Annotated in this window: 21 protein-coding genes and 3 pseudogenes; 13 read left to right on the top strand and 11 right to left on the bottom strand. The window is 56.0% G+C overall.

What is annotated here, in order from left to right; translation table 11 throughout:
- Positions 1 to 6: 6 nt before the first annotated feature.
- Positions 7 to 1,296 carry a citrate synthase gene (gene gltA / locus E0F99_RS12500; protein WP_083359368.1) on the top strand — a complete coding sequence of 430 codons (1,290 nt, stop codon included), beginning with the start codon at positions 7 to 9 and terminating at the stop codon, positions 1,294 to 1,296.
- Positions 1,297 to 1,618: 322 nt separating this feature from the next.
- On the opposite strand, the gene E0F99_RS12495 is transcribed toward gltA, so the two are convergent.
- From E0F99_RS12495 to E0F99_RS12485, 3 genes are all read right to left on the bottom strand, one after another.
- Positions 1,619 to 3,277, bottom strand: a complete 1,659-nt coding sequence (locus E0F99_RS12495) for a cation acetate symporter (RefSeq protein WP_083359369.1) — start codon at positions 3,275 to 3,277, stop codon at positions 1,619 to 1,621.
- Positions 3,274 to 3,585 (bottom strand): DUF485 domain-containing protein, encoded by a 312-nt coding sequence (locus E0F99_RS12490; RefSeq protein WP_083359370.1) that lies wholly within the window; start codon positions 3,583 to 3,585, stop codon positions 3,274 to 3,276. Before E0F99_RS12490 ends, E0F99_RS12495 begins: the two co-directional genes overlap by 4 nt.
- Positions 3,586 to 3,801: 216 nt before the next feature.
- Positions 3,802 to 4,653 carry a glycine betaine ABC transporter substrate-binding protein gene (locus tag E0F99_RS12485; protein WP_083359371.1) on the bottom strand — a complete coding sequence of 284 codons (852 nt, stop codon included), beginning with the start codon at positions 4,651 to 4,653 and terminating at the stop codon, positions 3,802 to 3,804.
- A 332-nt stretch (positions 4,654 to 4,985) separates the two neighbouring features.
- Here E0F99_RS12485 and E0F99_RS12480 point away from each other — a divergent pair, with 332 nt between their 5' ends.
- The gene (locus tag E0F99_RS12480; RefSeq protein ID WP_083359372.1) at positions 4,986 to 6,539 is read left to right on the top strand and encodes a glycoside hydrolase family 17 protein; all 1,554 of its coding nucleotides are present in this window, start codon (positions 4,986 to 4,988) and stop codon (positions 6,537 to 6,539) included.
- Positions 6,540 to 6,595: 56 nt separating this feature from the next.
- Here E0F99_RS12480 and E0F99_RS12475 read toward each other — a convergent pair whose 3' ends face one another.
- Positions 6,596 to 6,967, bottom strand: coding sequence for a hypothetical protein (locus E0F99_RS12475; RefSeq protein ID WP_083359373.1), 372 nt, complete (start codon positions 6,965 to 6,967; stop codon positions 6,596 to 6,598).
- A gap of 236 nt (positions 6,968 to 7,203) precedes the next feature.
- Here E0F99_RS12475 and E0F99_RS12470 point away from each other — a divergent pair, with 236 nt between their 5' ends.
- A complete protein-coding gene (locus tag E0F99_RS12470; protein ID WP_083359374.1) occupies positions 7,204 to 8,502 on the top strand; it encodes a serine/threonine protein kinase in 1,299 nt (432 codons plus the stop codon).
- Complete coding sequence (locus E0F99_RS12465) at positions 8,495 to 9,283, top strand: MlaA family lipoprotein (RefSeq protein WP_083359375.1); 789 nt, start codon at positions 8,495 to 8,497, stop codon at positions 9,281 to 9,283. Before E0F99_RS12470 ends, E0F99_RS12465 begins: the two co-directional genes overlap by 8 nt.
- 65 nt (positions 9,284 to 9,348) lie before the next feature.
- Here the strand turns inward: E0F99_RS12465 and E0F99_RS31105 are convergent, their stop codons facing one another.
- On the bottom strand, positions 9,349 to 9,720 hold the full coding sequence (locus E0F99_RS31105) for a DUF805 domain-containing protein (protein ID WP_083359376.1): 372 nt from the start codon (positions 9,718 to 9,720) through the stop codon (positions 9,349 to 9,351).
- A 77-nt stretch (positions 9,721 to 9,797) separates the two neighbouring features.
- Complete coding sequence (locus E0F99_RS12455; RefSeq protein ID WP_232000170.1) at positions 9,798 to 10,286, bottom strand: TraX family protein; 489 nt, start codon at positions 10,284 to 10,286, stop codon at positions 9,798 to 9,800.
- 251 nt (positions 10,287 to 10,537) lie between these two features.
- On the opposite strand from E0F99_RS12455, the gene E0F99_RS12450 reads away from it, so the two are divergent.
- Positions 10,538 to 10,741, top strand: a complete 204-nt coding sequence (locus tag E0F99_RS12450) for a co-regulatory protein PtrA N-terminal domain-containing protein (RefSeq protein WP_017850088.1) — start codon at positions 10,538 to 10,540, stop codon at positions 10,739 to 10,741.
- Positions 10,742 to 11,011: 270 nt separating this feature from the next.
- On the opposite strand, the gene E0F99_RS12445 is transcribed toward E0F99_RS12450, so the two are convergent.
- Positions 11,012 to 11,716, bottom strand: coding sequence for a response regulator transcription factor (locus tag E0F99_RS12445; RefSeq protein WP_083359377.1), 705 nt, complete (start codon positions 11,714 to 11,716; stop codon positions 11,012 to 11,014).
- A 146-nt stretch (positions 11,717 to 11,862) separates the two neighbouring features.
- On the opposite strand from E0F99_RS12445, the gene E0F99_RS12440 reads away from it, so the two are divergent.
- The 5 genes from E0F99_RS12440 (at position 11,863) to E0F99_RS12420 (ending at position 16,535) form a co-directional block, all read left to right on the top strand.
- Positions 11,863 to 12,555, top strand: a complete 693-nt coding sequence (locus E0F99_RS12440; RefSeq protein WP_017850090.1) for a response regulator transcription factor — start codon at positions 11,863 to 11,865, stop codon at positions 12,553 to 12,555.
- A complete protein-coding gene (locus E0F99_RS12435; protein WP_232000105.1) occupies positions 12,533 to 13,900 on the top strand; it encodes a sensor histidine kinase in 1,368 nt (455 codons plus the stop codon). Before E0F99_RS12440 ends, E0F99_RS12435 begins: the two co-directional genes overlap by 23 nt.
- A 501-nt stretch (positions 13,901 to 14,401) precedes the next feature.
- On the top strand, positions 14,402 to 15,187 hold the full coding sequence (locus E0F99_RS12430; protein WP_083359379.1) for a glycosyltransferase: 786 nt from the start codon (positions 14,402 to 14,404) through the stop codon (positions 15,185 to 15,187).
- Between the two features lie 101 nt (positions 15,188 to 15,288).
- Positions 15,289 to 16,053 (top strand): COG4705 family protein, encoded by a 765-nt coding sequence (locus E0F99_RS12425; RefSeq protein WP_083359380.1) that lies wholly within the window; start codon positions 15,289 to 15,291, stop codon positions 16,051 to 16,053.
- Positions 16,054 to 16,097: 44 nt separating this feature from the next.
- Complete coding sequence (locus E0F99_RS12420; RefSeq protein ID WP_083359381.1) at positions 16,098 to 16,535, top strand: hypothetical protein; 438 nt, start codon at positions 16,098 to 16,100, stop codon at positions 16,533 to 16,535.
- Positions 16,536 to 17,030: 495 nt separating this feature from the next.
- Here the strand turns inward: E0F99_RS12420 and E0F99_RS12415 are convergent.
- The 3 pseudogenes from E0F99_RS12415 to E0F99_RS12405 all read right to left on the bottom strand — a co-directional run.
- Positions 17,031 to 17,480 (bottom strand): annotated as a pseudogene (locus E0F99_RS12415) (DUF808 family protein); the annotation flags it as partial.
- A 230-nt stretch (positions 17,481 to 17,710) separates the two neighbouring features.
- Positions 17,711 to 18,056, bottom strand: a pseudogene (locus E0F99_RS12410) (TolC family protein); the annotation flags it as partial.
- A 6-nt stretch (positions 18,057 to 18,062) separates the two neighbouring features.
- Positions 18,063 to 18,260: pseudogene (locus E0F99_RS12405) on the bottom strand (efflux RND transporter permease subunit); the annotation flags it as partial.
- 354 nt (positions 18,261 to 18,614) lie between these two features.
- Here E0F99_RS12405 and E0F99_RS12400 point away from each other — a divergent pair.
- Positions 18,615 to 19,220 carry a TetR/AcrR family transcriptional regulator gene (locus E0F99_RS12400; protein ID WP_083359383.1) on the top strand — a complete coding sequence of 202 codons (606 nt, stop codon included), beginning with the start codon at positions 18,615 to 18,617 and terminating at the stop codon, positions 19,218 to 19,220.
- A gap of 207 nt (positions 19,221 to 19,427) precedes the next feature.
- On the top strand, positions 19,428 to 19,886 hold the full coding sequence (locus tag E0F99_RS12395) for an REP-associated tyrosine transposase (RefSeq protein ID WP_083359384.1): 459 nt from the start codon (positions 19,428 to 19,430) through the stop codon (positions 19,884 to 19,886).
- 134 nt (positions 19,887 to 20,020) lie between these two features.
- Here E0F99_RS12395 and E0F99_RS12390 read toward each other — a convergent pair whose 3' ends face one another.
- On the bottom strand, positions 20,021 to 20,461 hold the full coding sequence (locus E0F99_RS12390) for a GlcG/HbpS family heme-binding protein (protein ID WP_083359385.1): 441 nt from the start codon (positions 20,459 to 20,461) through the stop codon (positions 20,021 to 20,023).
- Positions 20,462 to 20,717: 256 nt separating this feature from the next.
- Here E0F99_RS12390 and gcl point away from each other — a divergent pair, with 256 nt between their 5' ends.
- A complete protein-coding gene (gene gcl, locus E0F99_RS12385) occupies positions 20,718 to 22,493 on the top strand; it encodes a glyoxylate carboligase (protein WP_083359386.1) in 1,776 nt (591 codons plus the stop codon).
- The last annotated feature ends 6 nt before the right edge of the window (positions 22,494 to 22,499 follow it).

Raw genomic sequence — 22,499 nt, 5'->3', positions numbered from 1 at the left:
GGCCACATGGCTGACAAAAAAGCGCAGTTGATCATCGAGGGCGCAGCCCCCGTCGAGCTGCCCATTTTAACCGGCACCGTTGGTCCTGATGTTATCGACGTACGGGGCCTGACGGCCACGGGCCGTTTCACTTTCGACCCAGGCTTCATGTCGACCGCCTCTTGCGAGTCGAAGATCACCTATATCGACGGCGACAATGGCATCCTGCTGCACCGGGGCTACCCGATCGAGCAGTTGGCTGAGCAATCGGACTACCTGGAAACCTGCTACCTGCTGCTGAATGGCGAATTGCCAACGGCTGCGCAAAAAGCCCAGTTCGTCAGCACTGTAAAGAACCACACCATGGTTCACGAGCAGTTGAAGACCTTCTTCAACGGCTTCCGTCGCGACGCCCACCCGATGGCCGTCATGTGCGGCGTGGTCGGCGCCCTGTCGGCCTTCTATCACGACTCCCTGGACATCAATAACCCGCAGCATCGCGAAATTTCCGCGATCCGCCTGGTTGCCAAGATGCCGACCCTGGCCGCAATGGTTTACAAGTACTCCATGGGCCAACCCATGATGTACCCGCGCAACGACCTGACGTACGCGGAAAACTTCCTGCACATGATGTTCAACACCCCGTGCGAGATCAAACCGATCAGCCCGGTGCTGGCCGCGGCAATGGACAAGATCTTCATCCTCCACGCCGACCACGAGCAGAACGCCTCCACCTCTACCGTGCGCCTGGCCGGCTCTTCGGGTGCCAACCCGTTCGCCTGTATCGCCGCCGGTATCGCCGCACTGTGGGGCCCTGCCCACGGCGGTGCGAACGAAGCCGTTTTGACCATGCTCGATGAAATCGGCGATGTCTCCAACATCGACACGTTCATCGCCAAGGCCAAGGACAAGAACGATCCGTTCAAGCTGATGGGCTTCGGTCACCGCGTTTACAAGAACCGCGACCCACGCGCCACCGTGATGAAGAAGACCTGCGACGAAGTGTTGAAGGAACTGGGCATCAAGAACGATCCGCAACTCGAACTGGCCATGCGCCTGGAAGAGATCGCTCTGACGGACCCGTACTTCATCGAACGCTCGCTGTACCCGAACGTCGACTTCTACTCGGGGATCATCCTCAAGGCGATCGGCATTCCAACCAGCATGTTCACCGTGATCTTCGCTCTGGCCCGTACCGTAGGCTGGATCTCCCACTGGAAAGAAATGCTCTCCAGCCCTTACAAGATTGGCCGTCCGCGCCAGTTGTACACCGGCTACGAGTCGCGCGACATCACCAAGCTGGAAGATCGCAAGTAAGCCATCAACCGCTTAGTTGCACCCAATAAGGCCTCCTCTGGAGGCCTTATTTGTTTGCGTGAAACGGAAACCTGCGACCCCTCCCTTAGTCTGGCCAGCGGGCGCGTTGTGGCAAGCGGGCTTGCCCCGTACTGGACTGCGAAGCAGCCCCTGGCAGCCTCAACGCCACCGCGAATACCGATCACTTGCACGCTATCACCACTGAAAAACCACCTTTATTGATGCAGGATCCAAGAAACAGTTTTGTCGTATCCCCCCCAATAAAAGCAAAAAAAAGCCCCGATCTCACGATCGGGGCATTTTTTTGTAACCGTCATAGCCCTTAGTGGTTAACCGCCCCACTCGCTCCCAGGCCAGTTTGCGAACGCACAAACTGCGGGAAGAACAACGCACGCTCCTTGACTGCCGCCGCCGACTTGTCGGTGATGGAGAAGAACCAGATACCGATGAATGCAATGATCATCGAGAACAGCGCCGGGTATTCGTACGGGAAGATGGCTTTTTCGTGATGCAGGATCGACACCCAGATGGTCGGGCCAAGGATCATCAGGCCAACGGCGCTGACCAAGCCCAGCCAGCCGCCAATCATCGCGCCACGGGTGGTAAGGTTTTTCCAGTACATGGAAAGCAGCAGCACCGGGAAGTTACAGCTGGCGGCAATCGAGAACGCCAAGCCGACCATGAACGCAATGTTCTGGCTTTCGAACAGGATACCCAGGCCGATGGCCAGCACCGCCAGGGCGATGGTGGTGATCTTCGATACGCGAATCTCATCCTTCTCGTTGGCTTTGCCTTTCTTGATCACACTGGCATACAGGTCATGGGACACCGCCGAAGCACCGGCCAGGGTCAAGCCGGCAACCACCGCGAGGATGGTGGCGAACGCCACGGCCGAAATGAAGCCCAGGAATATACTACCGCCCACCGCGTTGGCCAAATGCACCGCCGCCATGTTGTTGCCGCCGAGCAAGGCACCTGCCGCATCCTTGAATGCCGGGTTGGTGCTGACCAGCAGGATCGCGCCGAAGCCGATGATAAAGGTCAGGATGTAGAAGTAGCCGATGAAGCCGGTGGCGTACAGCACGCTCTTACGCGCTTCCTTGGCGTCGCTTACGGTGAAGAAGCGCATCAGGATGTGCGGCAGGCCTGCGGTGCCGAACATCAGCGCCAGCCCTAAGGAGAATGCTGAGATCGGATCTTTCACCAGGCCGCCCGGGCTCATGATCGCTTCACCTTTAGGGTGAACCTTGATCGCCTCGGAAAACAGCATATTGAAGTCAAAGTTGACGTGCTTCATCACCATCAGCGCCATGAACGAGGCACCGGACAGCAGCAGGACCGCCTTGATGATCTGCACCCAGGTCGTCGCCAGCATGCCGCCGAACAGCACGTACATGCACATCAGAATGCCCACCAGGATCACCGCCACATGGTAATCGAGGCCAAACAGCAACTGGATCAACTTGCCCGCGCCGACCATCTGCGCGATCAGGTAGAACGCCACCACCACCAGCGAGCCACAGGCCGACAGGCTGCGGATCTGGGCTTGCCCGAGGCGGTAAGACGCCACGTCGGCAAAGGTGTACTTACCCAGGTTACGCAGACGCTCGGCGATCAGGAACAGAATGATCGGCCAGCCCACCAGGAAGCCGATCGAGTAGATCAAGCCGTCGTAGCCAGAGCTGAACACCAGCGCGGAAATCCCCAGGAAGGACGCCGCCGACATGTAGTCGCCGGCAATCGCCAGGCCGTTCTGGAAACCGGTGATCTTGCCGCCGGCCGCATAGTAGTCGGCCGCCGATTTGTTGCGCTTGGATGCCCAGTAGGTGATGCACAAGGTCGCGCCGACAAAGGCAACGAACATCAGGATCGCCGGGATATTCAGCGGTTGTTTATGCACTTCGCCGGTCAATGCGTCTGCCGCCCAAACAGCAGGTGCAAAGACCGAAGCGCCGAGTACAGCCAATAGACGACGGATCATTGCGCAGCCTCCTTGAGAATCGCATTGTTCAGGTCGTCAAATTCGCCGTTGGCGCGTCGTACGTAAATTGCAGTCAGGACAAAGGCCGAAACAATCAGCCCGACCCCGATCGGAATTCCCCAGGTGATGGACGAACCGGGGCTGATCTTGCCCCCCAAGATTTGCGGCCCATAAGCAATCAGAAGAATGAAAGCGGAGTAAAGCCCGAGCATGATCGCCGAGAGAGTCCAGGCGAACCTTTCCCTTTTTCTCACCAGCTCCTTGAAACGCGGGCTGTTTTGAATCGAGAGGTAAATGCTGTCGTTCATTGTTTTTATCCTCGCAGCACAGCTTTTTTATTATTGGAACGTATCCACTGTATGCGGCTGCAGAACAGGTTCCAGACGACCTTAGTATTAGAACGACATGAGGGTTCTCGCCAACTTTAAGCTGATTAAAGTGACAGCCTTTGCCTCAGAAACGACAAAGCCCACCGGGCGAAAACGCCAGATGGGCTTGAAAGGTGCTAACTAGAGGCTTCGGGGTTATTTACCGATCCACTCGGCCACACGTTCAGGGTGCTTGGCAACCCAGTCCTTGGCCGCCGCATCAGGCTTGGCGCCCTCCTGAATCGCGAGCATGACTTCGCCGATTTCGTCCTTGGAGGCCCATTGGAATTTTTTCAGGAAAGCGACGACTTCCGGCGCTTTCTTCTCCAGGCCCTTACTGCCGATGCTGTTGACGGTTTCAGCAGCACCATAAATCCCTTTTGGATCGTCCAGGAAACGCAGTTTCCACTTGGCGAACATCCAGTGTGGCACCCAACCGGTCACCGCAATGGATTCCTGCTTGTCCTCGGCACGGGCCAGTTCGGCAATCATCGCCGCGCCCGAGCTGGCTTGCAGCTTGTAATCCAGACCATAGGCCTTGATCGCTTCGTCGGTTTTAAGCATTACGCCTGAACCGGCGTCGATGCCAACGATCTTGTTCTTGAAGGAGGTGTCGGTCTTGAGGTCTTCAATCGACTTGGCCTTGACGTACTCCGGCACGATCAAGCCAATTCTTGCATCCTTGAAGTTGGGGCCGTAGTCGACCACCTTGTCCTTGTTCTTGGCCCAGTACTCACCGTGGGTCACGGGCAGCCAGGCGGAGAGCATGGCGTCGAGCTTGCCAGTGGCGACGCCCTGCCACATGATCCCGGTAGCGACGGCTTGCAGCTTCACGTCATAACCGAGCTTTTCCTTGATCACTTCTGCTGCCACGTGGGTGGTGGCAACGCTGTCGGACCAACCGTCTACATAGCCGATGCTCAGGGTCTTGCTGTCTGCGTTGGCCAGTGTGGAGCTCATCGCAACTACCAGCGTGGCAGCTGCGCCCAAGAGTCGTCGCATTTTCATCATACTTCCCCGAAAGTGCTGCGCCCGACGGATGCCGAGCGACGTCAACCTGTTGTTATGTGGTGCACCGCGCCCCCTTCACGCGCATCGATCCGGCGGCTGTGACATCAGTGGAGTGCTGACACTTCGATCATCAACCTGCCGGGGCCTTGGACCTGCTCTGACTGCGACCTCAGGTAAGCAAGAAACGACATCACATCGCCAGCAGGAGGTTTTGTAGGACATAGCAACAAAATCCCGCCCGAACTTTGCATGTCTAAATTATGCAGCCCCACTGGGACGGGCTAAATCCGGGTAAGATGCGCGCCTTTGCTCCCCCAGATAAGCCGACTATGCCCGCGACTGCCCGCCTCCCTGCCCTGCCCTATGTTTTCGCCTTGATCCTCGGCGCGCTTGCCCTCGTCGGCTATTGGTACGGCCTCGGCCGGCCCGTGGTGTTGCCGGACGTGGCCAGCGCCAGCCACAAAATGCAATGCGCGTCCTACACCCCATTCGACAAGGACCAATCACCGTTCGACCAGCCTTTCAAGCTGCGCCCCGAGCGCATGGACGCCGACCTCGCCTTGCTGTCCACCCGCTTCGAATGCATTCGCACCTACTCCATGACCGGCTTGGAGGCCCTGCCGGGCATGGCGCGCAAGCATGGGTTGAAGGTAATGGCCGGCGCCTGGGTCAGCAGTGACCCGATTGCCACCGAAAAAGAAATCGACGAGTTGATCGCTGCGGCCAACGCCAACCCCGACGTGGTCACCTCGGTCATCGTCGGCAACGAAGTGCTGCTGCGCAAGGAAGTCACCGCCAAGCAATTGGTGACGCTGATCCATAAAGTCAAAAGCCAGATCAAGCAGCCGGTCACTTATGCCGACGTGTGGGAATTCTGGCTGCAACACCCGCAAATCGCCCCGGCAGTGGACTTCCTGACCATTCACCTGCTGCCGTACTGGGAAGATGACCCGTCCGGCATCGACCAGGCGCTCAAGCATGTGGGTGACGTACGCCAGACCTTCGGCAACAAGTTCGCGCCCAAAGACGTGTTGATCGGCGAGACCGGCTGGCCCAGCGAAGGTCGCCAGCGCGAAACCGCCGTGCCGAGCCGGGTTAACGAAGCCAAGTTCATGCGTGGTTTTGTGGCCATGGCCGAAGCCAACGGTTGGCGCTACAACCTGATCGAAGCCTTTGACCAGCCGTGGAAACGCGCCAGCGAAGGCGCGGTCGGCGGTTACTGGGGGCTGTTTGATGCTGATCGCCAGGACAAGGGCATCCTCGCCGGGCCGGTGACCAATGTGCCGTACTGGCCGCTCTGGCTGGGCGTGGGCGGGATTATCCTGCTGGGCGCCTTGGTACTTGGCGGGCGCGTTCGCACTTCTCGAGCAGCACTGATGTTGCCATTGCTCGGTGCCGTGGCGGCCTGCTCCATCGGCACCTGGGCTGAGCTGACCCGCGTCACCGCGCGCTTCAACGATGAATGGGTGTGGGCAGGCTTGCTGGTGGTGTTGAACCTGCTGGTGCTGGCCCACGCCGCCCTGGCCCTGAGCGCGCGCGACGGTTGGCGTGAGCGGGCCTTTAATTGGCTGGAGCAACGCGCAGGCTGGCTGGTGGCAATCGCCGGGTTCGCCGGTGCGGTAATGATGCTGGCGCTGGTATTTGACCCGCGTTATCGCAGCTTCCCAAGTGCAGCGCTGGTGCTGCCGGCCCTGGTTTACCTGATTCGCCCGGTGACTGGGCCGCGTCGGGAGATTGCGTTGCTGGCCTTTATCATCGGTGCCGGCATCGCGCCGCAGCTGTATCGCGAAGGGTTGCTGAATCAGCAGGCGTGGGGTTGGGCGCTGGTGAGTGGGTTGATGGTTGTGGCGTTGTGGCGTTGCCTGCGGGTACGCAAGGCTTAAAACCATACCTGTGGCGAGGGAGCAAGGTCCCTCGCCACAAAGGCGCCCTATGCGGGTTAATCAGTCACCCGCGGCTTCCTGACCAACCGCAACCCCGCAATCACCACCGCAAACACCGCAAACGTGGTGTTGTACAACGCCAACGCTGGCAAACCGAACACCATCGCCAATACGGCCAGGCCCCATCCGGCACGGCCCGGCACAAAAAAACCCAGCACCGATGTAACCAACGCCGCCCAGCCCAACACCTTGAAGTGAATCATCAGCCCCAGGTTCGAACGCAGCTGGCATTCCCAGCGGCTGGCCTCATCGACGCAGACTCCCACCCAGCGGCCATCCTCCATAAACCCGTATCGGGCGCCATAACTGGCGGCCAGCCATAACGGCAGGGCAATAAGCAGCAGAATCAACGGCAAACGACGGGACATGGAGCACTCCGAAAGGCAAAAACGGCGCTCAGCTTAATGCGCCGGCAGCCGTTAGCAAGGCGCATACACACAATTAGTGTCCATCCACGCGCGGCAAAGTGTATCTTCTGGCTGCTATTATCCCGATTCCGACGTTTTTTTCCGACTTTTCGTGCCGAAAGCTGGCACTTCGGTGGCAACGCGGTGGTCATAGCCTGCGAACTTCATTCAGCACGTTTCCTCTTAGGGATTAAGTCATGCTCCGTTCCTTGCGCTGTGCTGCCTTACTCGGCAGCCTTTTTTTGAGTGCGTCAGCACTGGCCGTCGACATCGACCAGGCCACCTATGGCTACCCTTTGACCAACCCGTTCGAAGCGACCATCGCCACCACCCCGCCGGACCTTCGGCCCAAATTACCGACCAACGACGAGATCAACCAGTCCGACTACACCCTGAACATGCGCCCTGAGCGCGAATTCAGCTTGCCGGACAACTTCTGGGCAGTGAAGAAACTCACCTACCGCATCGCCAAGCAAGACCGCGCCGCGCCGTTGATCTTCCTGATCGCGGGCACCGGTGCGCGTTTTGACAGCAGCATCAACGAATACCTGAAAAAACTGTATTACCAGGCCGGCTACCACGTGGTGCAGTTGTCGTCGCCGACCAGCTTCGACTTCATCAGCGCCGCCTCGCGCTTCGCCACGCCGGGTATCACCCAAGAAGACGCCGAAGACATGTACCGCGTGATGCAAGCTGTGCGCGCACAGAACGCCTCGCTGCCGGTAACCGACTTCTACCTCACCGGCTACAGCCTGGGCGCCCTGGATGCGGCATTTGTCAGCAAGCTCGACGAGACCCGTCGCAGCTTCAACTTCAAGAAAGTGCTGCTGCTCAACCCGCCGGTCAACCTCTACACCTCGATCACCAACCTCGACAAGCTGGTACAGACCGAGGTCAAGGGCATCAACAACACCACCACCTTCTATGAGCTGGTGTTGAGCAAACTGACCCGTTACTTCCAGCAAAAGGGCTACATCGACCTCAATGACGCCCTGCTCTACGACTTCCAGAACTCCAAGCAGCACCTGACCAACGAACAGATGGCGATGCTGATCGGCACCTCGTTCCGCTTCTCGGCGGCCGACATTGCCTTCACCTCGGACCTGATCAACCGACGCGGCCTGATCATCCCGCCTAAATACCCGATCACTGAAGGCACCAGCCTCACGCCGTTCCTCAAGCGTGCGCTGCAATGCGACTTCGACTGCTACCTCACCGAACAAGTGATTCCGATGTGGCGCGCGCGCTCCGATGGCGGCAGCTTGCTGCAACTGGTTGATCAAGTGAGCCTGTATGCGCTCAAGGACTACCTGCACGACAGCCCGAAAATCGCCGTGATGCACAACGCCGACGACGTGATCCTCGGCCCGGGCGACCTCGGTTTCCTGCGTAAAACCTTCGGCGATCGCTTGACCGTCTACCCGCTGGGCGGCCACTGCGGCAACCTTAATTACCGCGTCAACGCCGACGCCATGCTGGAGTTCTTCCGTGGCTAAATATCTTCTGCTGCTCGCTGCCCTGATGTGCGCGGGCGTCGCCAATGCCGACAACAGCAAGGCGCACGAACCGGTCAAGGTTGACGCTGACGGCTTCAAGGAGCCGCTGACCAAGCTCAAGTTCAACCCGGGCCTGGACCAGCGCGAGTTCGAGCGTTCATCGCTGACCGCACTCAACGTGTACGACCCGCTGGAGTCGTGGAACCGCCGCGTATACCACTTTAACTACCGCTTCGACCAATGGGTGTTCCTGCCGGTGGTTGACGGTTACCGCTATGTTACGCCGAGCTTCCTGCGCACCGGCGTGAGCAACTTCTTCAATAACCTGGGTGATGTGCCCAACCTGTTGAACAGCCTGCTGCAATTCAAGGGCCACCGCTCCCTGGAAACCACCGGGCGCCTGCTGCTCAACACCACCATCGGCGTCGCCGGTCTGTGGGACCCGGCCACCGCAATGGGCCTGCCGCGCCAAAGCGAAGACTTCGGTCAGACCCTGGGCTTCTACGGCGTGCCCGGCGGCGCGTACTTGGTGCTACCGATCTTCGGTCCGTCAAACCTGCGCGACACCACCGGCCTGATCGTCGACTACGGTGCCGAAACCGAAATCAACTTCCTCAACGTGTCCAAGGTCAGCGAAAACCATCCGGAAATATGGGCCCTGCGTGCCGTCGACAAACGCTACCAGACCAGCTTCCGCTACGGGCAGATGAACTCGCCGTTTGAGTATGAAAAGGTACGCTACATTTATACAGAATCGCGCAAGTTGCAGATCGCCGAGTAAACGCCATCCAGATACGAAAATGCCACTCACCTAAGTGAGTGGCTTTTTTGTTTCTGCTCCAACAATCACTCAGCAGTGCGTGACGTACCCACAGAGCGGCTAGCCGGTTGTTCCTTAGCGCCCGGGTATAACCCAAAACCAACCCAGAAGAGCGACCCGACAAAAGGCAACAACGTCCAGAACGAGTTGACTTGGCTAATGCCGTTATCGGTGAGCCTACGGCATAACAGAGTGACCCTGGCTGGCAGCGTCAGCAGCAAGTAACCCAAGCCAATACCCAAGGCAGTTTTTATCGAATCTTCAAAAAACCACCAGCGACGAGCTATGAATACCCCTGTAATTACATTATCAACCAACTGAAAATACCAGAAAGCGCTCCTGCTCGACCGACCCTCGAATACAAATGATTTCTTCGGCGCGTCCAGACACCAATTCATTTAAAACTCCCTGATTAACAGACATCGATGCTTAATAAGCACCAGGCTCCCACCATCTGATTTTGACCTCCCTCAGATCAGAAGCCGCAGAGCTTGCAAAGCAGCAAGATGGCCCGGATAGAACCAGTAGCCCCATTGCCGACCGGCCAGACCTTGAAGGTGAAAGTCTGACGCAGAAGCCAGAGCCCGATCAGGGGAGCCGCGAACGCGGAGCTCAAAGCCAACAATGAATAGATTTCCAAGTCCATCGCCCTGGTCACGATGCTGCTGCGGGTATTGCTCGACAGGCAAAGAGCCGCTGGCAGCAACCAAAAAACACCGAGGCTCTTGATCGCTAACAAGACCGCCGCTGGAAGGAGTGCTCCGTAGAAGCCATACATCAGTGGATCATCCAGCACGTAGGCAACTGCGGCGGCCATCAACGCCGTAGCGCCGCTCAACAAGGTGCGATATTGCAATCCCCACGCAATCAACAGCCCTAATGCCAGGGTAACCAACACGTTGAATGATCCCGGGGGGCTGATGTAGCGATAAGGCACTTCTGAAATGGCGGCGAACAACAGCATCAAGGCGAGGTAGCGTCCGTTCGCGGCAGTCAGCCAGGGCCCTTTCTACATTGCGGTCTCATTAGCTTGGACTGCAGATAGTGGTCGGAAGAAGTGATGCCCAGGATATAAGGGTTACACAGAACAAGCCTAAGTAACCCACCTGTCAAAAAATTCATTTTTCGGGAATGAGCGTGAAATGCCCCTAGCTTCAGTATTAGCCCAAGCCAGCAAACATTTTGATGGCTAAACCTAAAAACTGGAGATTTGCCATGAAAACCCTGAAAGCTCTTTTGATCGTAACCTTGATGAGTGCCTCTGTAGCTGCGATGGCAGAAGGCGGTGGCGATAAAGTAATGGCGCAGATGGAGGCCGCAAGAGCGTCTGCAATGACAACCTACCAAAAGTCTGAACACGCAACCGCCGTTGCCAGCAATCAAAAAGCGGCGTCCAACGATGTCGCACGTTCGAATTGATAGGACGTTCTACTCATCAAATTCATTAGCAGCCGACTACTCGATCATGCGCTTTAAGTGCCATGAAGTGCAGTCGGGAAAACTGCCGAAAGGACGCATAACCAGAGTCGCTTACTCGCCGTGTGGCAGTAGGACTAATCCTTTAAAAGGGTCAAAACGACCTGCTCGGGTTGCGGGGTACACCGACAATCCGAGTAATTGGTCGGCAGCACAAAAGCTGTTCTAATGATGCGCAAGCATTTCACCACCCAGCGGCTTCGATTCAGGTTACTATCGAGCAGGAGCTTCAGATAAGTTTGTCGATACGTTGAGGCAGTAGCCTGCACCAGGAATGGTAGCAATTAGCGAAATTCCAAATCCATCATCTAACTTTCGACGTAGGCGATAAATATGTTTATCGATAACGTTGTCGTTTGGATCGAATTCATAGTCCCACGCACTCTCAAGTAGCATCAAGCGAGTAACAACCTCACCACAATGTTTCATGAGTTTTTCTAGAATCAAGGTTTCGCGGTGAGCAAGGGATATCGTTCGCCCCATCCATGTTACCTGCCGAGCTGCAGAGTCAAGGCACAGTTCGCCAACACACAAGGTACTCGCCTTACCAGGCTGCTGATCTCTAGGTCGCAATAACCCTTCCAGTCGCGCCAATACTTCAACAAAGGCATAGGGCTTCGCCAAGTAGTCGTCGCAACCCGCCTCAAGCCCCTCAACTCGCTGCTGGGTCGAGGCTAAGGCGCTGAGCATCAATACTGGCGTCTGCATTCCCTCCCTGCGTAACTGTCGAACCAACGACAAACCGTCCATACCCGGTAGGCATCGATCAACGATCAAAGCGTCATAGATACCCTCAAGCGCCATCGCGAGCCCGTCACGACCTTCTGCACTGGCATCGACGACATGTCCGCTCTCTCCGAGTCCTCGCACTAGGTATGAAGCGGTACGGGCATCATCCTCAATGACTAAAATACGCACTCAAACCTCGCAAAGACTTAAATAAATTTTTTTTCATTTTGTCGGAAGCTCAGTGTATAGACTGGCTTGTAACACTATGCCATCAAAGGGGTCGTTTGATTTACATCGGCCTATTAATTTCAAGCCAGGAGCTCAGCGCGACGCCTATGACCCACGTACTGGTTATCGAGGATGATCCCGTCACCTCGCGGGAGATCGAGGCTGCACTTCAAGACCATGGCTTTGACGTGACCCTTGTAAACAATGGTCGTGAAGGCTTGTTAGCAGCCATTAGCGATACCTTCGACATCATTGTTCTTGATCGCATGCTACCTGGAGCGCTTGACGGCCTAGGTATGCTCACCGCATTGCGCGCCTCCGGCATCACCACACCGGTTCTGATTCTCAGTGCGCTCAGCGCTTTAGATGAACGGGTTCGAGGCCTTCGCGCAGGAGGCGATGACTATTTGACCAAGCCGTTCGAGTTCATTGAGCTGACTGCTCGACTAGATGCTCTGAATCGCCGAAGGGCACCTCCTAGCGCAGCAAATCGAGACAGTCGATTACGCATTGGGAACCTGGAAATTGACCTGCTACGACGCTCAGTGCGCCGAGGCGAAAGACAGATTGACTTATTACCTCGTGAATACGCGTTACTAGAGTATCTCGCTCAACATGCCGGGCAAGTCGTCACGCGAACCATGCTCTTCGAGGCTGTCTGGAACTATAGTTATGACGACCGCACCAATGTGATAGATGTTCATATTGGTCGCCTGCGTCATAAGATTGATGGCGAGGGCGATTCTCCAATGCTCCAAACCATTCGGGGGGCTGGTTATGTCCTACGTTCGCCTGAGTGAGATTCCACGTACCATCAGCTTTCGAACAGCCCTTATGTTCCTGGCATTATTTGGATGCTCGTTTTTTGCGTTATTTGGTTATATTTATTGGCAGACTACCGGATATCTGATCTCAGAGGTGGATACTGCACTGCATCGAGAGGTAGACCGCCAAACCGCCCAAGAGCCTGCGCTACGACGTACAGAAATACTTAAACATACGGAACAAGACCCCGAAGGGCGGCTCCCCTATACGCTATTCGATTCTGCTGGTACAACGATTGCGGGGGCGCTATCAACCCTACCTACGTTCAGTGCATACGATAAGCCAGCGGAATTTTTCTGGGATAAAGCTAACGGGCATGATCGGCCTATCCGCTACCTTGTTCACAAACTGGATGATGGAAGCACTCTTCTGATCGGCCAGGATATTCACGATATTCGTGAGTTTGACGAACTTTTGGTCAATGCTCTAGTTTCAGGTGGCTCACTACTTATAGTAGTTGGACTACTAGGAGCGATTGCATTAGGCGTATCTGCTCGCCGTCGTCTAGACGTACTTAGCCGTTCCATAAAAATAATTGTGGAGGGCGATCTGAGTGGGCGTTTGCCTACACGGGGAAATAACGACGATATTGACCGTATTGCCGGCGTGGTAAACGGCATGCTGGATGCACTTGAACGGCTGATGAGTGAAGTCAAAGGTGTATGCGATGATATTGCTCATGACTTGCGAACACCGCTGACTCGCTTGATCGCTGGATTGGAACGTGCACAACGGCGTAGTTTGACGCAAAAAGAGTACGCCAGCGCTATCGATACAGCCATTGAGGATGCTAAAGGCCTAATGCAAACCTTCCGGGCACTGCTGCGCATTTCAGAAATAGAAGGCAGTGCTAGACGCAGTAATTTTACCCTTGTTGGTTTCAATCAAATCTGCGCTGATGCAGTTGAGCTCTTTGAACCTCTCGCTGATGAGCGTGGTATGAGTCTAGTGTTCAAGCCATGCGAGGGAGTCGATACAGTAATGGGCGATTCGCAGTTACTGTTTGATGCGGTTTGCAACCTCATCGATAACGCCATCAAGTTTTCACCGGACGGAAGTGACGTTGAAGTAACAGTCTCGGCAGACTCTAACAACTGTGGAATCAGTATCCGTGACCCTGGGCCCGGAATACCGGAGGAGGAACGGGAAGCGGTTTTCCGTAGACTCTACCGCTCAGAGTCCAGCCGTCATACGCCAGGAAATGGCCTGGGCTTAAGTATGGTTTCAGCTGTAGCACGTTTACATGACATGTCCCTACAGGTGCACGATGCCCGGCCTGGATGCCGGGTGGACTTGATAGGTAAAGCACAAAACGCTTGAGAGCCTGTATCCATATCTAAAGCTTTCGTCGCTCGGCGAGCAACCCATTCGATTGCTTGCCTGTCTCTTGGCTCACCTGATATCCCTGTATTTGGATTGTCCGCTATGCACGTCAGCAGGTCTTTGACCTGCTTTCGTTTCAGAGTTACATCCTGAATTTTTCGCCTACCAATAGGATTGCGACGATTGTTGGGGGAGCAACCACTCCCATAGCGACAAACCTGTCAAAAAATTCATCTGCAAGGGAACTGAATTATAAGCTCCCAGGCACAGAATAAATAAAGAATAAATGCCCTAAAGCAAATAGCTAGGCATTGAGTTCTCCACAGGGAAAAATCTGCAACAAGAGACACTGTCTTTTTATGGCGGTTTAATTGTGCACACCCAATGTAAAAGTCTAAGAGTTGGACAAGTATACTTTTTCGATGGAGGGTAGCAGGGCGGCTTCGCTGGCTGTTGCTCGCTATAACAAAGGCCGTCAAATTCGAGAGTTAGTTGGCTATGAAAGATCACCACCCAGAAAAGGCAAACTACAGCATCGCTTTGGTTAACTACAAGTCGCTTGAGCTGACCAGGAAATGCCTCCAGCTCCTGCAAGATACCGTGAAAGAAAAAGGTATTTCTGTTTATGTGGTGGACAACGACTCTAGGGATTCAAGCACAGAGTATCTTCGAGCTTTAAAATGGATCAACTTAATTGAGCGAAAACCAGAGTATCCTGAAGCTGGAAATATTGCTCATGGCCGAGCCCTTGATCTCGCTTTAGGTTTCGTGGAAACGGAATATGTATTTCTTTTGCATACCGACACTTTCATTTATGACCTTGACGTTTTTAACATGATGCTCGCGCAATGTGCCGAACAACAAGGCGTGGCAGCCGTTGGATGCTTAGAGCAGCTGAACAGAGGCTTTTTTCGCTCGGCCTGGAGAGTATCATCACGGTTTTTTAAACATTACACCAGGCGCAGTCTTAAAGCGCTTGGCATAAAATCGAGGGAGCCGAAACCCTATATAGAAAAACACCTAAAAAGCTTTTGCGCCCTGTGGAATGTAAGATTGATCAAAAAGCACGGCTTGCATTTTCAAATGGATGAACGCAATCCAGGCTATGAGCTTCAGGATAGGATGACCGAATTGGATTATAAAATTAGATTTATATCGCCCCGGAAAATATTTCGCTATCTAGACCATATTCAAAGTGGAACGATTTCCTCACTAGGCGGCTACACCAGAAACCACAGAAGAGTCAGGATGTATAACCAGATTACACAGGGTTTAAAACTTTAAAAGGCGGCGACGGATCTGTATTCGCTCAACCTCAGAAAAATTCCGCTATCTAACTTCGCCTTTACATAAGCTCAGCGCATATCAAAAGAGGCTGTCATCACATGAATCTCGACAAAGCCGGATGGCTCAACAAAGTACCTGAAGTGACATTGTCATTCTGGGTCATAAAAATACTGTCCACTACGGTGGGGGAAACAGGGGCGGACTTTCTGTCAGTAAACGCTGGCTTAGGAGCTGCCTGGACTTCCATCGGCATGGCCGCATTACTAATGCTAGCGTTGTATTTCCAGCTCAATACCAAGGCTTATTCGCCCAGGATTTACTGGCTAACAGTGGTACTCGTAAGCATTGTCGGGACACAGATTACCGACGTCATGACCGACATGCTAGCTATCAGCCTATACACCAGCACGGCGCTCTTTGCGGTACTGCTGACGATCAACTTTCTAGTCTGGTACAAGGTCGAGCGAAACCTGTCGATTCGTGAAATTGTCACGCCTAGAAGGGAGCTTTTTTACTGGACGACCGTACTTTGCACCTTTGCGCTTGGCACAGCAGCCGGCGATCTAGCCACCGAAGCGCTGGGTTTGGGTTTCACCCTTGGTGTTTTTATTTTCGGTGCGCTTATTGCCGCCACTCTGGTGGCTTGGCGCTTGGGTGGCAACGTGGTGCTGACCTTTTGGCTGGCTTACATCCTGACCCGTCCTTTTGGCGCCTCTCTCGGCGACTTGCTTACTCAAGCTAAGACCTATGGTGGCCTTGGCATGGGGGCTGCTTGGACGAGCGCAATTTTCTTGTGCGTAATTGTCGTTCTGGTAGGGGTCGCACAAATAAGTGTGAGTAACCGTAAATCCGTAAATCCGTAAATCCGTAAATCAATAACTGGTCAAAAAACCATCAAGGAATTCTCATGCCAACTCTTCAAAATATGATCCGTCAAGTCGGTATCGTGTCGTCTATTTTTTTGCTGAGCATCGCTGCTGGCTGCTCGAAACCTTCCGATAATGTCGCCTCTGGAATACAGCCCACCCCCGTCAGCGCATCTGCCCAGTCTGCTTCAAAGTTGGGTGACCTATCTGAGTTCCGAACCATCGCGGCGGATACTTCCAGCCTCACCGAAAAAAACGACCTCGCTGGAGCAAAAGCTCGCATCAAGGATCTAGAAACCTCATGGGACTCTGCCGAAGCAGGAATTAAACCCCGCGCTGCCAGTGATTGGCATGTGCTGGACAAAGCAATTGATAGGGCACTCGATGCCCTGCGAGCAAGTACACCCAAGCAAGCCGATTGTAAGGCAGCAATGGATAACCTTTTGAAAACCTTCGATTCTATGATGGGTAAGTCATGACACCGCTCTAGGGCCGCTGATGCATCAGGGGGCAAACATCGGCCCAGATGCTTCAACACAGACGCGCAGGTCATGATCCCTGCGCAGGTCTTAGTGAGTTACATGCGTATATTGCCAGTCACAGATGACTCGATAACTGGCGAAGCGACTCAAGACGCGCCGACCGATGCAAGCCACGGCGTGCGACCAAATTTGCCGTGGCGTACCTACTGGTGCGTCTGCTTGTGGTGTTACGCCGTAAAAAACCTCCAAGCCTTCGTAAGTGATTTGAAGCCAGTCGCACTTTCATTCTCCGCATGCAGCGCGCAACCTAACGTACAAGATTGCCATAGAAACGGGCGCGAACTTGCTAAGTCGACTATCCCGGACGCACCTAATGAGGATTCGTGAAGAGATACTTGAAATGGCTCGGTCGACGCTTCGCCCTCCAGGGGCTGGCGCTGTTTAGCGGGCAGGAAAGGACAGCGTATTGTGCATTTCAAAGCGGTGGACAAAAAGGATGCAGTCGGTACGGATCGCGCCCTTGATCTTGTCCTTCTCAAACGCCACCAGATCAGTCGCCGGATCCACCACCGCTTCGACCCGATGCGCCTGCTCATAGGTGCGTTTGTGCAAGAACGTATGCGCGAGCTTTTCAAAGCCCTCGAAACACAGATAAGCGCCGCCCAACATCAACAACGGCGTGACCGCCCACGGTGCAAACGCACTGATCAACAGTGCCGCGGGCACCAGGATCAACTTGTTGAGAAACGAGCCCTTGGCCACCGCCCACACCACCGGGATTTCCCGCTCGGCACGAACCCCGCAGACCTGCTGGGCGTTAAGCGCCATATCATCACCGAGCACCCCGGCGGTCTTCTTGGCGGCCCTCTTGGTCATCAACGCCACATCGTCGAGGACGGCGGCGATGTCGTCGATCAGTACCAGCAAACGGCTTCCTGCCATGACGCGTTCATCCTGCAGTTCAAGTGCCGCGAATATAACGCGGCGACCGGGAGGGAATAGAGGTCTCTCTACTGCACGGAGGATTGCTGTTGATCTGTTTTTGATCTTGGTCTGAGTCGCCCCGTTAACCACGCTGGCCGCACGCAGGTTTGAATCCGTGGGCAACCCGGCCAACCGACAGGCCGCCATCGCAGGCAAGCCACACAGTTGGATTGCGATGTATCAGCTAATCAGGGTGCCTGCCACCCGCCGCCCAGGCTCCGAATCAGCACCGCCTCCCGACTAACGGTGCCCACACGCAACTGCGCCTCCTGGCTGCCAAACAACTGCTGATTGCGCTGGTACGCCTGCTGGAAGGCATCAGCCTGGGTTTGCAGATGGTTGATCGCCGACAAATTGTCCTCAACATTCTGCCAACGCACTGAGCACCGTGCCCCGATAATTCACCGCGATCTGGTCATAACTCGCCGCAGCCTGCTTGACCGCCGCCTGCGCACCGCCCTCAAAAATCGTCTCTGCCAACGCCGGGCCCAACGTCCAAATGCGGTTCGGCAACGAAAACAACCCACCCAGCGCGATGGACAGCGAGATCACGTTAACCACCAGCAATATCGCCAGCCCCAACTCGTACTGCACATCGGTAACCAAGGCGCGGAGGGGCTGGGTGCGGTCGGTGAGCACCGCCACGTTCAAGTTGCCCGGCAGGCTGGCGCGTAACGTGGGCAGCCGTTGCTGCACGCGGTCGACCACTTCGATCACGTTGGCACCGGGCTGGCACTGGCCTGCCTTTGCGGGCGCCGCCAACGAAGTGTATGCCCAGGCCAATCGACAGCGCGACCAGCAGCAACGCTGCCTATGACTCAGGCGAACGTACGTCGCCTGCTTTTCTCAACGGTTTCTCACTCGAACGCCCAATACTGGGCTGAACGGCGACCGTATTGGCCGCGTCGCTGATCCGAGCGCCAGCAACGCGCCCAGCCGGTGCCTGTACTACCGTGGATACGTTCAGCATCAACGCAGACAAAGTCAGCTGCAACGCCCGGTGTGCACAGGCTGCGCCTGCATTCTTGAGCGCTGTGTGAAGCCGGTGCTACCATGCGCAACCGCCTGTCTAGGCAAGGAAACTGCTGGTCTATGAGCACCATCCGCGAGCGCAATAAAGAAATGATCCTGCGGGCGGCGAGCGAGGAGTTTGCCGACAAGGGCTTCGCCGCGACCAAAACCAGCGACATCGCCGCCAAGGCCGGGCTGCCCAAGCCCAACGTTTACTACTACTTCAAGTCCAAGGACAACCTCTATCGCGAGGTGCTCGAGAGTATTATCGAGCCGATCCTGGCGGCGTCCACGCCGTTCAATCCCGACGGTGAGCCGGCGGTGGTGCTGAGCAATTACATCCGCTCGAAAATCCGCATCTCGCGCGACCTGCCGTTTGCCTCCAAAGTATTCGCCAGCGAAATCATGCACGGCGCGCCGCACCTGAGCAGCCAGCAGGTCGAGCAACTGAACGCCCAGGCCAAGCACAACATCGACTGCATCCAGAGCTGGGTGGACCGCGGCCTGATCGCGGCGATTGACCCCAATCACCTGATGTTCAGCATCTGGGCGGCGACGCAGACGTATGCCGATTTTGATTGGCAGATATCGGCGGTAACCGGGAAAGCCAAGCTGGATGAGGCGGATTATGAAGCGGCGGCGCAGACGATTATTCGGTTGGTGTTGAAGGGGTGTGAGCCGGACTGATAGACCGTGGTGTGGCCATCGCAGGCAAGCCAGCTCCCACATTGGAATCTATGCCAGACACACTATGTATGAACACCGCAAAACCACTGTGGGAGCGGGCTTGCCCGCGATAGCGCCCTCCCAGACATATCCTGCCAAAAGCCTGCCGATCAGCATCAGCCACCAGGATCTAGCCTCTCAGAACCCCAACTGAAGAGAGGCCAAGGAATGCCTGATCTAGCGACCTCACACCGCCTGCGCGTCGGGCGGTTCAGCGAACCGAACCGCATCTACCTGATCACCACCAACACCCACGAACGCATACCGATATTCAGTGACTTTCATCTGGGTCGCCTGGTGGTCTGGCAATTCAGGTTGGCCCAGTACCAAGGGCTGGCTAACTCCCTGGCCTGGGTGGTGATGCCTGACCACTTTCACTGGCTGATCGAGCTACAAAAAGGCTCGCTGGGGGATCTGCTGTGCCAAGTGAAGTCCAAAAGCACCCGAACGGTGAACGGCGCCACAGGCCGCAAAGGCCGGCTTTGGCAGACAAGCTTTCATGATCGCGCGCTGCGCCAGGAAGAAGACTTGGTCAAAATGGCCAGGTATGTGGTGGCCAACCCACTGCGGGCCAAATTGGTAGAACGGATTGGCGACTATCCACTGTGGGATGCGGTGTGGGTATAGAGCCGAGACCGAGTCGCCGCCTTCGCGAGCAAGCCCGCTCCCACATTTGATTGGATTCACACATTTATATGTGTGAATGCGGTCAAATGTGGGAGCGGGCTTGCTCGCGAAGAGGCCCTAAAAGTCACCGAAGGCTAGGCAGACACCCCGGCATCCGCCAACAACCCCACCCCCTCAATCGCCGTAATCGCGCACTGCTCATCAATATCCGACGTATCCCCACTGATCCCAATCGCCCCCAGCACCGCGCCCGCCTGATCCCGAATCAATACCCCGCCCGGCGCCGGCACCACGCTGCCCTGCCCCAGGCTGTTCAACGCCGCGATAAACGCCGGGCGCTGCTGGGCGTCCAGTGCCAGCAAACGTGAGCCCTTGCCCAGGGCAATCGCGCCCCAGGCCTTGCCGATGGCGATTTGCGGGCGAAGCAGGCTGGCGCCGTCTTCGCGTTGCAGGGTGACCAAGTGCCCGCCGCTGTCGAGCACTGCAATGGTCAGCGGTGCGGCTGAAATAGTGCGGCCTGCGGTGAGGGCCTGGCTGGCCAGTTGGGTGGCGAGTTTCAAGGTTAAAGCGCTCATGGTGCCGTCCTTCTTTTGTTATTGAGAAAGCGGTGGAGGTCTGTTTGATCAGATGCCAGATTAAACAAATAGAACACAATGACATTTGTTTTTGTATACAATATTTTCGAACAAACGCTCCATACGTCGAAAAAAGCGCTTCCGACGAACGTAAAGGCGCATTTATAAAATGCATTGACCTGCGCCGCTCGCCGTGAATACACTTTGACTAGAAACCACTTGTATACAATTACAAAACGCAAGAGGCACCAAAACCATGAGCAAAATGAGAGCAATCGAAGCCGCCGTCCTGGTGATGCGCCGTGAAGGTGTGGACACCGCCTTCGGTATCCCAGGCGCCGCCATCAACCCGCTGTATTCGGCCTTGCAGAAGGTCGGTGGCATCGATCACGTCCTTGCTCGCCACGTTGAAGGCGCCTCGCACATGGCCGAGGGCTACACCCGCACCAAGGCCGGCAATATCGGCGTGTGCATTGGCACCTCGGGCCCGGCGGGCACTGACATGGTCACCGGCCTGTACAGCGCCTCGGCCGACTCGATCCCGATTCTGTGCATCACTGGTCAAGCACCCCGTGCACGCATGCACAAGGAAGACTTCCAGGCCGTCGACATCACCAGCATCGTTAAACCCGTGACCAAGTGGGCGACCACTGTTCTGGAGCCGGGCCAAGTGCCTTACGCGTTTCAGAAAGCCTTCTATGAAATGCGCTCCGGCCGCCCTGGCCCAGTGCTGATCGACCTGCCGTTCGACGTGCAGATGGCCGAGATCGAATTCGACATCGACGCCTACCAGCCGCTGCCGCTGGCCAAACCACTGGCCACGCGCATCCAGGTCGAGAAAGCCCTGGCGCTGCTGGACCAAGCCGAACGCCCCTTGCTGGTGAGCGGCGGCGGTGTGATCAACGCCGACGCCAGCGAGCTGCTGGTGGAGTTCGCCGAACTGACCGGCATCCCGGTGATCCCGACCCTGATGGGCTGGGGCACAATCCCGGACGATCACCCGCAGATGGTGGGCATGGTCGGCCTGCAAACCTCGCACCGTTATGGCAACGCAACGATGCTCAAATCAGACGTGGTGCTGGGCATCGGCAACCGCTGGGCCAACCGTCACACCGGTTCGGTGGAGGTGTACACCGAAGGCCGAAAATTCATTCACGTGGACATCGAGCCGACGCAAATCGGCCGCGTGTTCACCCCGGACCTGGGCATTGTTTCCGACGCCGGTTCTGCGTTGACGATGTTCATTGAAGTGGCCCGCGAGTGGAAAGCCGCAGGCAAACTCAAGGACCGCAGCGCTTGGCTCAATGACTGCCAGCAGCGCAAGGCCACCCTGCACCGCAAGACCCACTTCGATAACGTGCCGGTAAAGCCGCAGCGCGTGTACGAAGAGATGAACCAAGTGTTCGGCAAAGACACCTGCTACGTCAGCACCATCGGACTGTCGCAGATTGCCGGCGCGCAATTCCTGCACGTCTATAAGCCACGCCATTGGATCAACTGCGGCCAGGCCGGCCCGTTGGGCTGGACCATTCCGGCGGCGCTCGGTGTGGTCAAGGCAGACCCGAGCCGCAACGTGGTGGCGCTGTCAGGCGACTATGACTTCCAGTTCATGATCGAAGAATTGGCCGTGGGCGCGCAGTTCAAGCTGCCGTACATCCACGTGGTGGTGAACAACTCCTACCTGGGTTTGATCCGCCAGGCCCAGCGCGGGTTTGAAATGGACTACTGCGTGCAGTTGTCCTTCGACAACCTCAACGCCCCGGAACTCAACGGCTACGGCGTGGACCATGTCGCGGTCGCCGAAGGCCTGGGTTGCAAAGCCCTGCGCGTATTCGAACCGGGCCAGATTGCGCCAGCGTTGCGCAAGGCCAAGGAGATGATCGAAGAATTCAAGGTGCCGGTGATTGTTGAGATTATTCTGGAGCGCGTGACCAATATTTCCATGGGCACCGAGATCAACGCCGTCAACGAATTCGAAGATCTGGCCCTGGTCGGCAATGATGCGCCGACTGCCATTTCCCTGCTCGATTAAGGAGAA

Origin of the sequence: Pseudomonas antarctica (assembly GCF_900624995.1) — a bacterium.
GTDB classification, from domain to species: domain Bacteria; phylum Pseudomonadota; class Gammaproteobacteria; order Pseudomonadales; family Pseudomonadaceae; genus Aquipseudomonas; species Aquipseudomonas antarctica.
Note: the sequence above shows the minus strand (reverse complement) of the source record. Positions and strands in the feature narration are given on the sequence as shown.

Excerpts from the sequence above, each read along its gene's own strand:
- E0F99_RS12395 (WP_083359384.1), top strand. The coding sequence starts at position 19,428 with ATGCCTGATCTAGCGACCTCACACCGCCTGCGCGTCGGGCGGTTCAGC.
- E0F99_RS12475 (WP_083359373.1), bottom strand. The coding sequence starts at position 6,967 with ATGTCCCGTCGTTTGCCGTTGATTCTGCTGCTTATTGCCCTGCCGTTA.
- E0F99_RS12425 (WP_083359380.1), top strand. The coding sequence starts at position 15,289 with ATGAATCTCGACAAAGCCGGATGGCTCAACAAAGTACCTGAAGTGACA.
- E0F99_RS12480 (WP_083359372.1), top strand. The coding sequence starts at position 4,986 with ATGCCCGCGACTGCCCGCCTCCCTGCCCTGCCCTATGTTTTCGCCTTG.
- E0F99_RS12420 (WP_083359381.1), top strand. The coding sequence starts at position 16,098 with ATGCCAACTCTTCAAAATATGATCCGTCAAGTCGGTATCGTGTCGTCT.
- E0F99_RS12400 (WP_083359383.1), top strand. The coding sequence starts at position 18,615 with ATGAGCACCATCCGCGAGCGCAATAAAGAAATGATCCTGCGGGCGGCG.
- E0F99_RS31105 (WP_083359376.1), bottom strand. The coding sequence starts at position 9,720 with ATGAATTGGTGTCTGGACGCGCCGAAGAAATCATTTGTATTCGAGGGT.
- E0F99_RS12435 (WP_232000105.1), top strand. The coding sequence starts at position 12,533 with ATGTCCTACGTTCGCCTGAGTGAGATTCCACGTACCATCAGCTTTCGA.
- gcl (WP_083359386.1), top strand. The coding sequence starts at position 20,718 with ATGAGCAAAATGAGAGCAATCGAAGCCGCCGTCCTGGTGATGCGCCGT.
- E0F99_RS12470 (WP_083359374.1), top strand. The coding sequence starts at position 7,204 with ATGCTCCGTTCCTTGCGCTGTGCTGCCTTACTCGGCAGCCTTTTTTTG.
- E0F99_RS12430 (WP_083359379.1), top strand. The coding sequence starts at position 14,402 with ATGAAAGATCACCACCCAGAAAAGGCAAACTACAGCATCGCTTTGGTT.
- E0F99_RS12455 (WP_232000170.1), bottom strand. The coding sequence starts at position 10,286 with ATGCTGTTGTTCGCCGCCATTTCAGAAGTGCCTTATCGCTACATCAGC.
- E0F99_RS12490 (WP_083359370.1), bottom strand. The coding sequence starts at position 3,585 with ATGAACGACAGCATTTACCTCTCGATTCAAAACAGCCCGCGTTTCAAG.
- E0F99_RS12390 (WP_083359385.1), bottom strand. The coding sequence starts at position 20,461 with ATGAGCGCTTTAACCTTGAAACTCGCCACCCAACTGGCCAGCCAGGCC.
- gltA (WP_083359368.1), top strand. The coding sequence starts at position 7 with ATGGCTGACAAAAAAGCGCAGTTGATCATCGAGGGCGCAGCCCCCGTC.
- E0F99_RS12450 (WP_017850088.1), top strand. The coding sequence starts at position 10,538 with ATGAAAACCCTGAAAGCTCTTTTGATCGTAACCTTGATGAGTGCCTCT.
- E0F99_RS12440 (WP_017850090.1), top strand. The coding sequence starts at position 11,863 with ATGACCCACGTACTGGTTATCGAGGATGATCCCGTCACCTCGCGGGAG.
- E0F99_RS12485 (WP_083359371.1), bottom strand. The coding sequence starts at position 4,653 with ATGAAAATGCGACGACTCTTGGGCGCAGCTGCCACGCTGGTAGTTGCG.
- E0F99_RS12495 (WP_083359369.1), bottom strand. The coding sequence starts at position 3,277 with ATGATCCGTCGTCTATTGGCTGTACTCGGCGCTTCGGTCTTTGCACCT.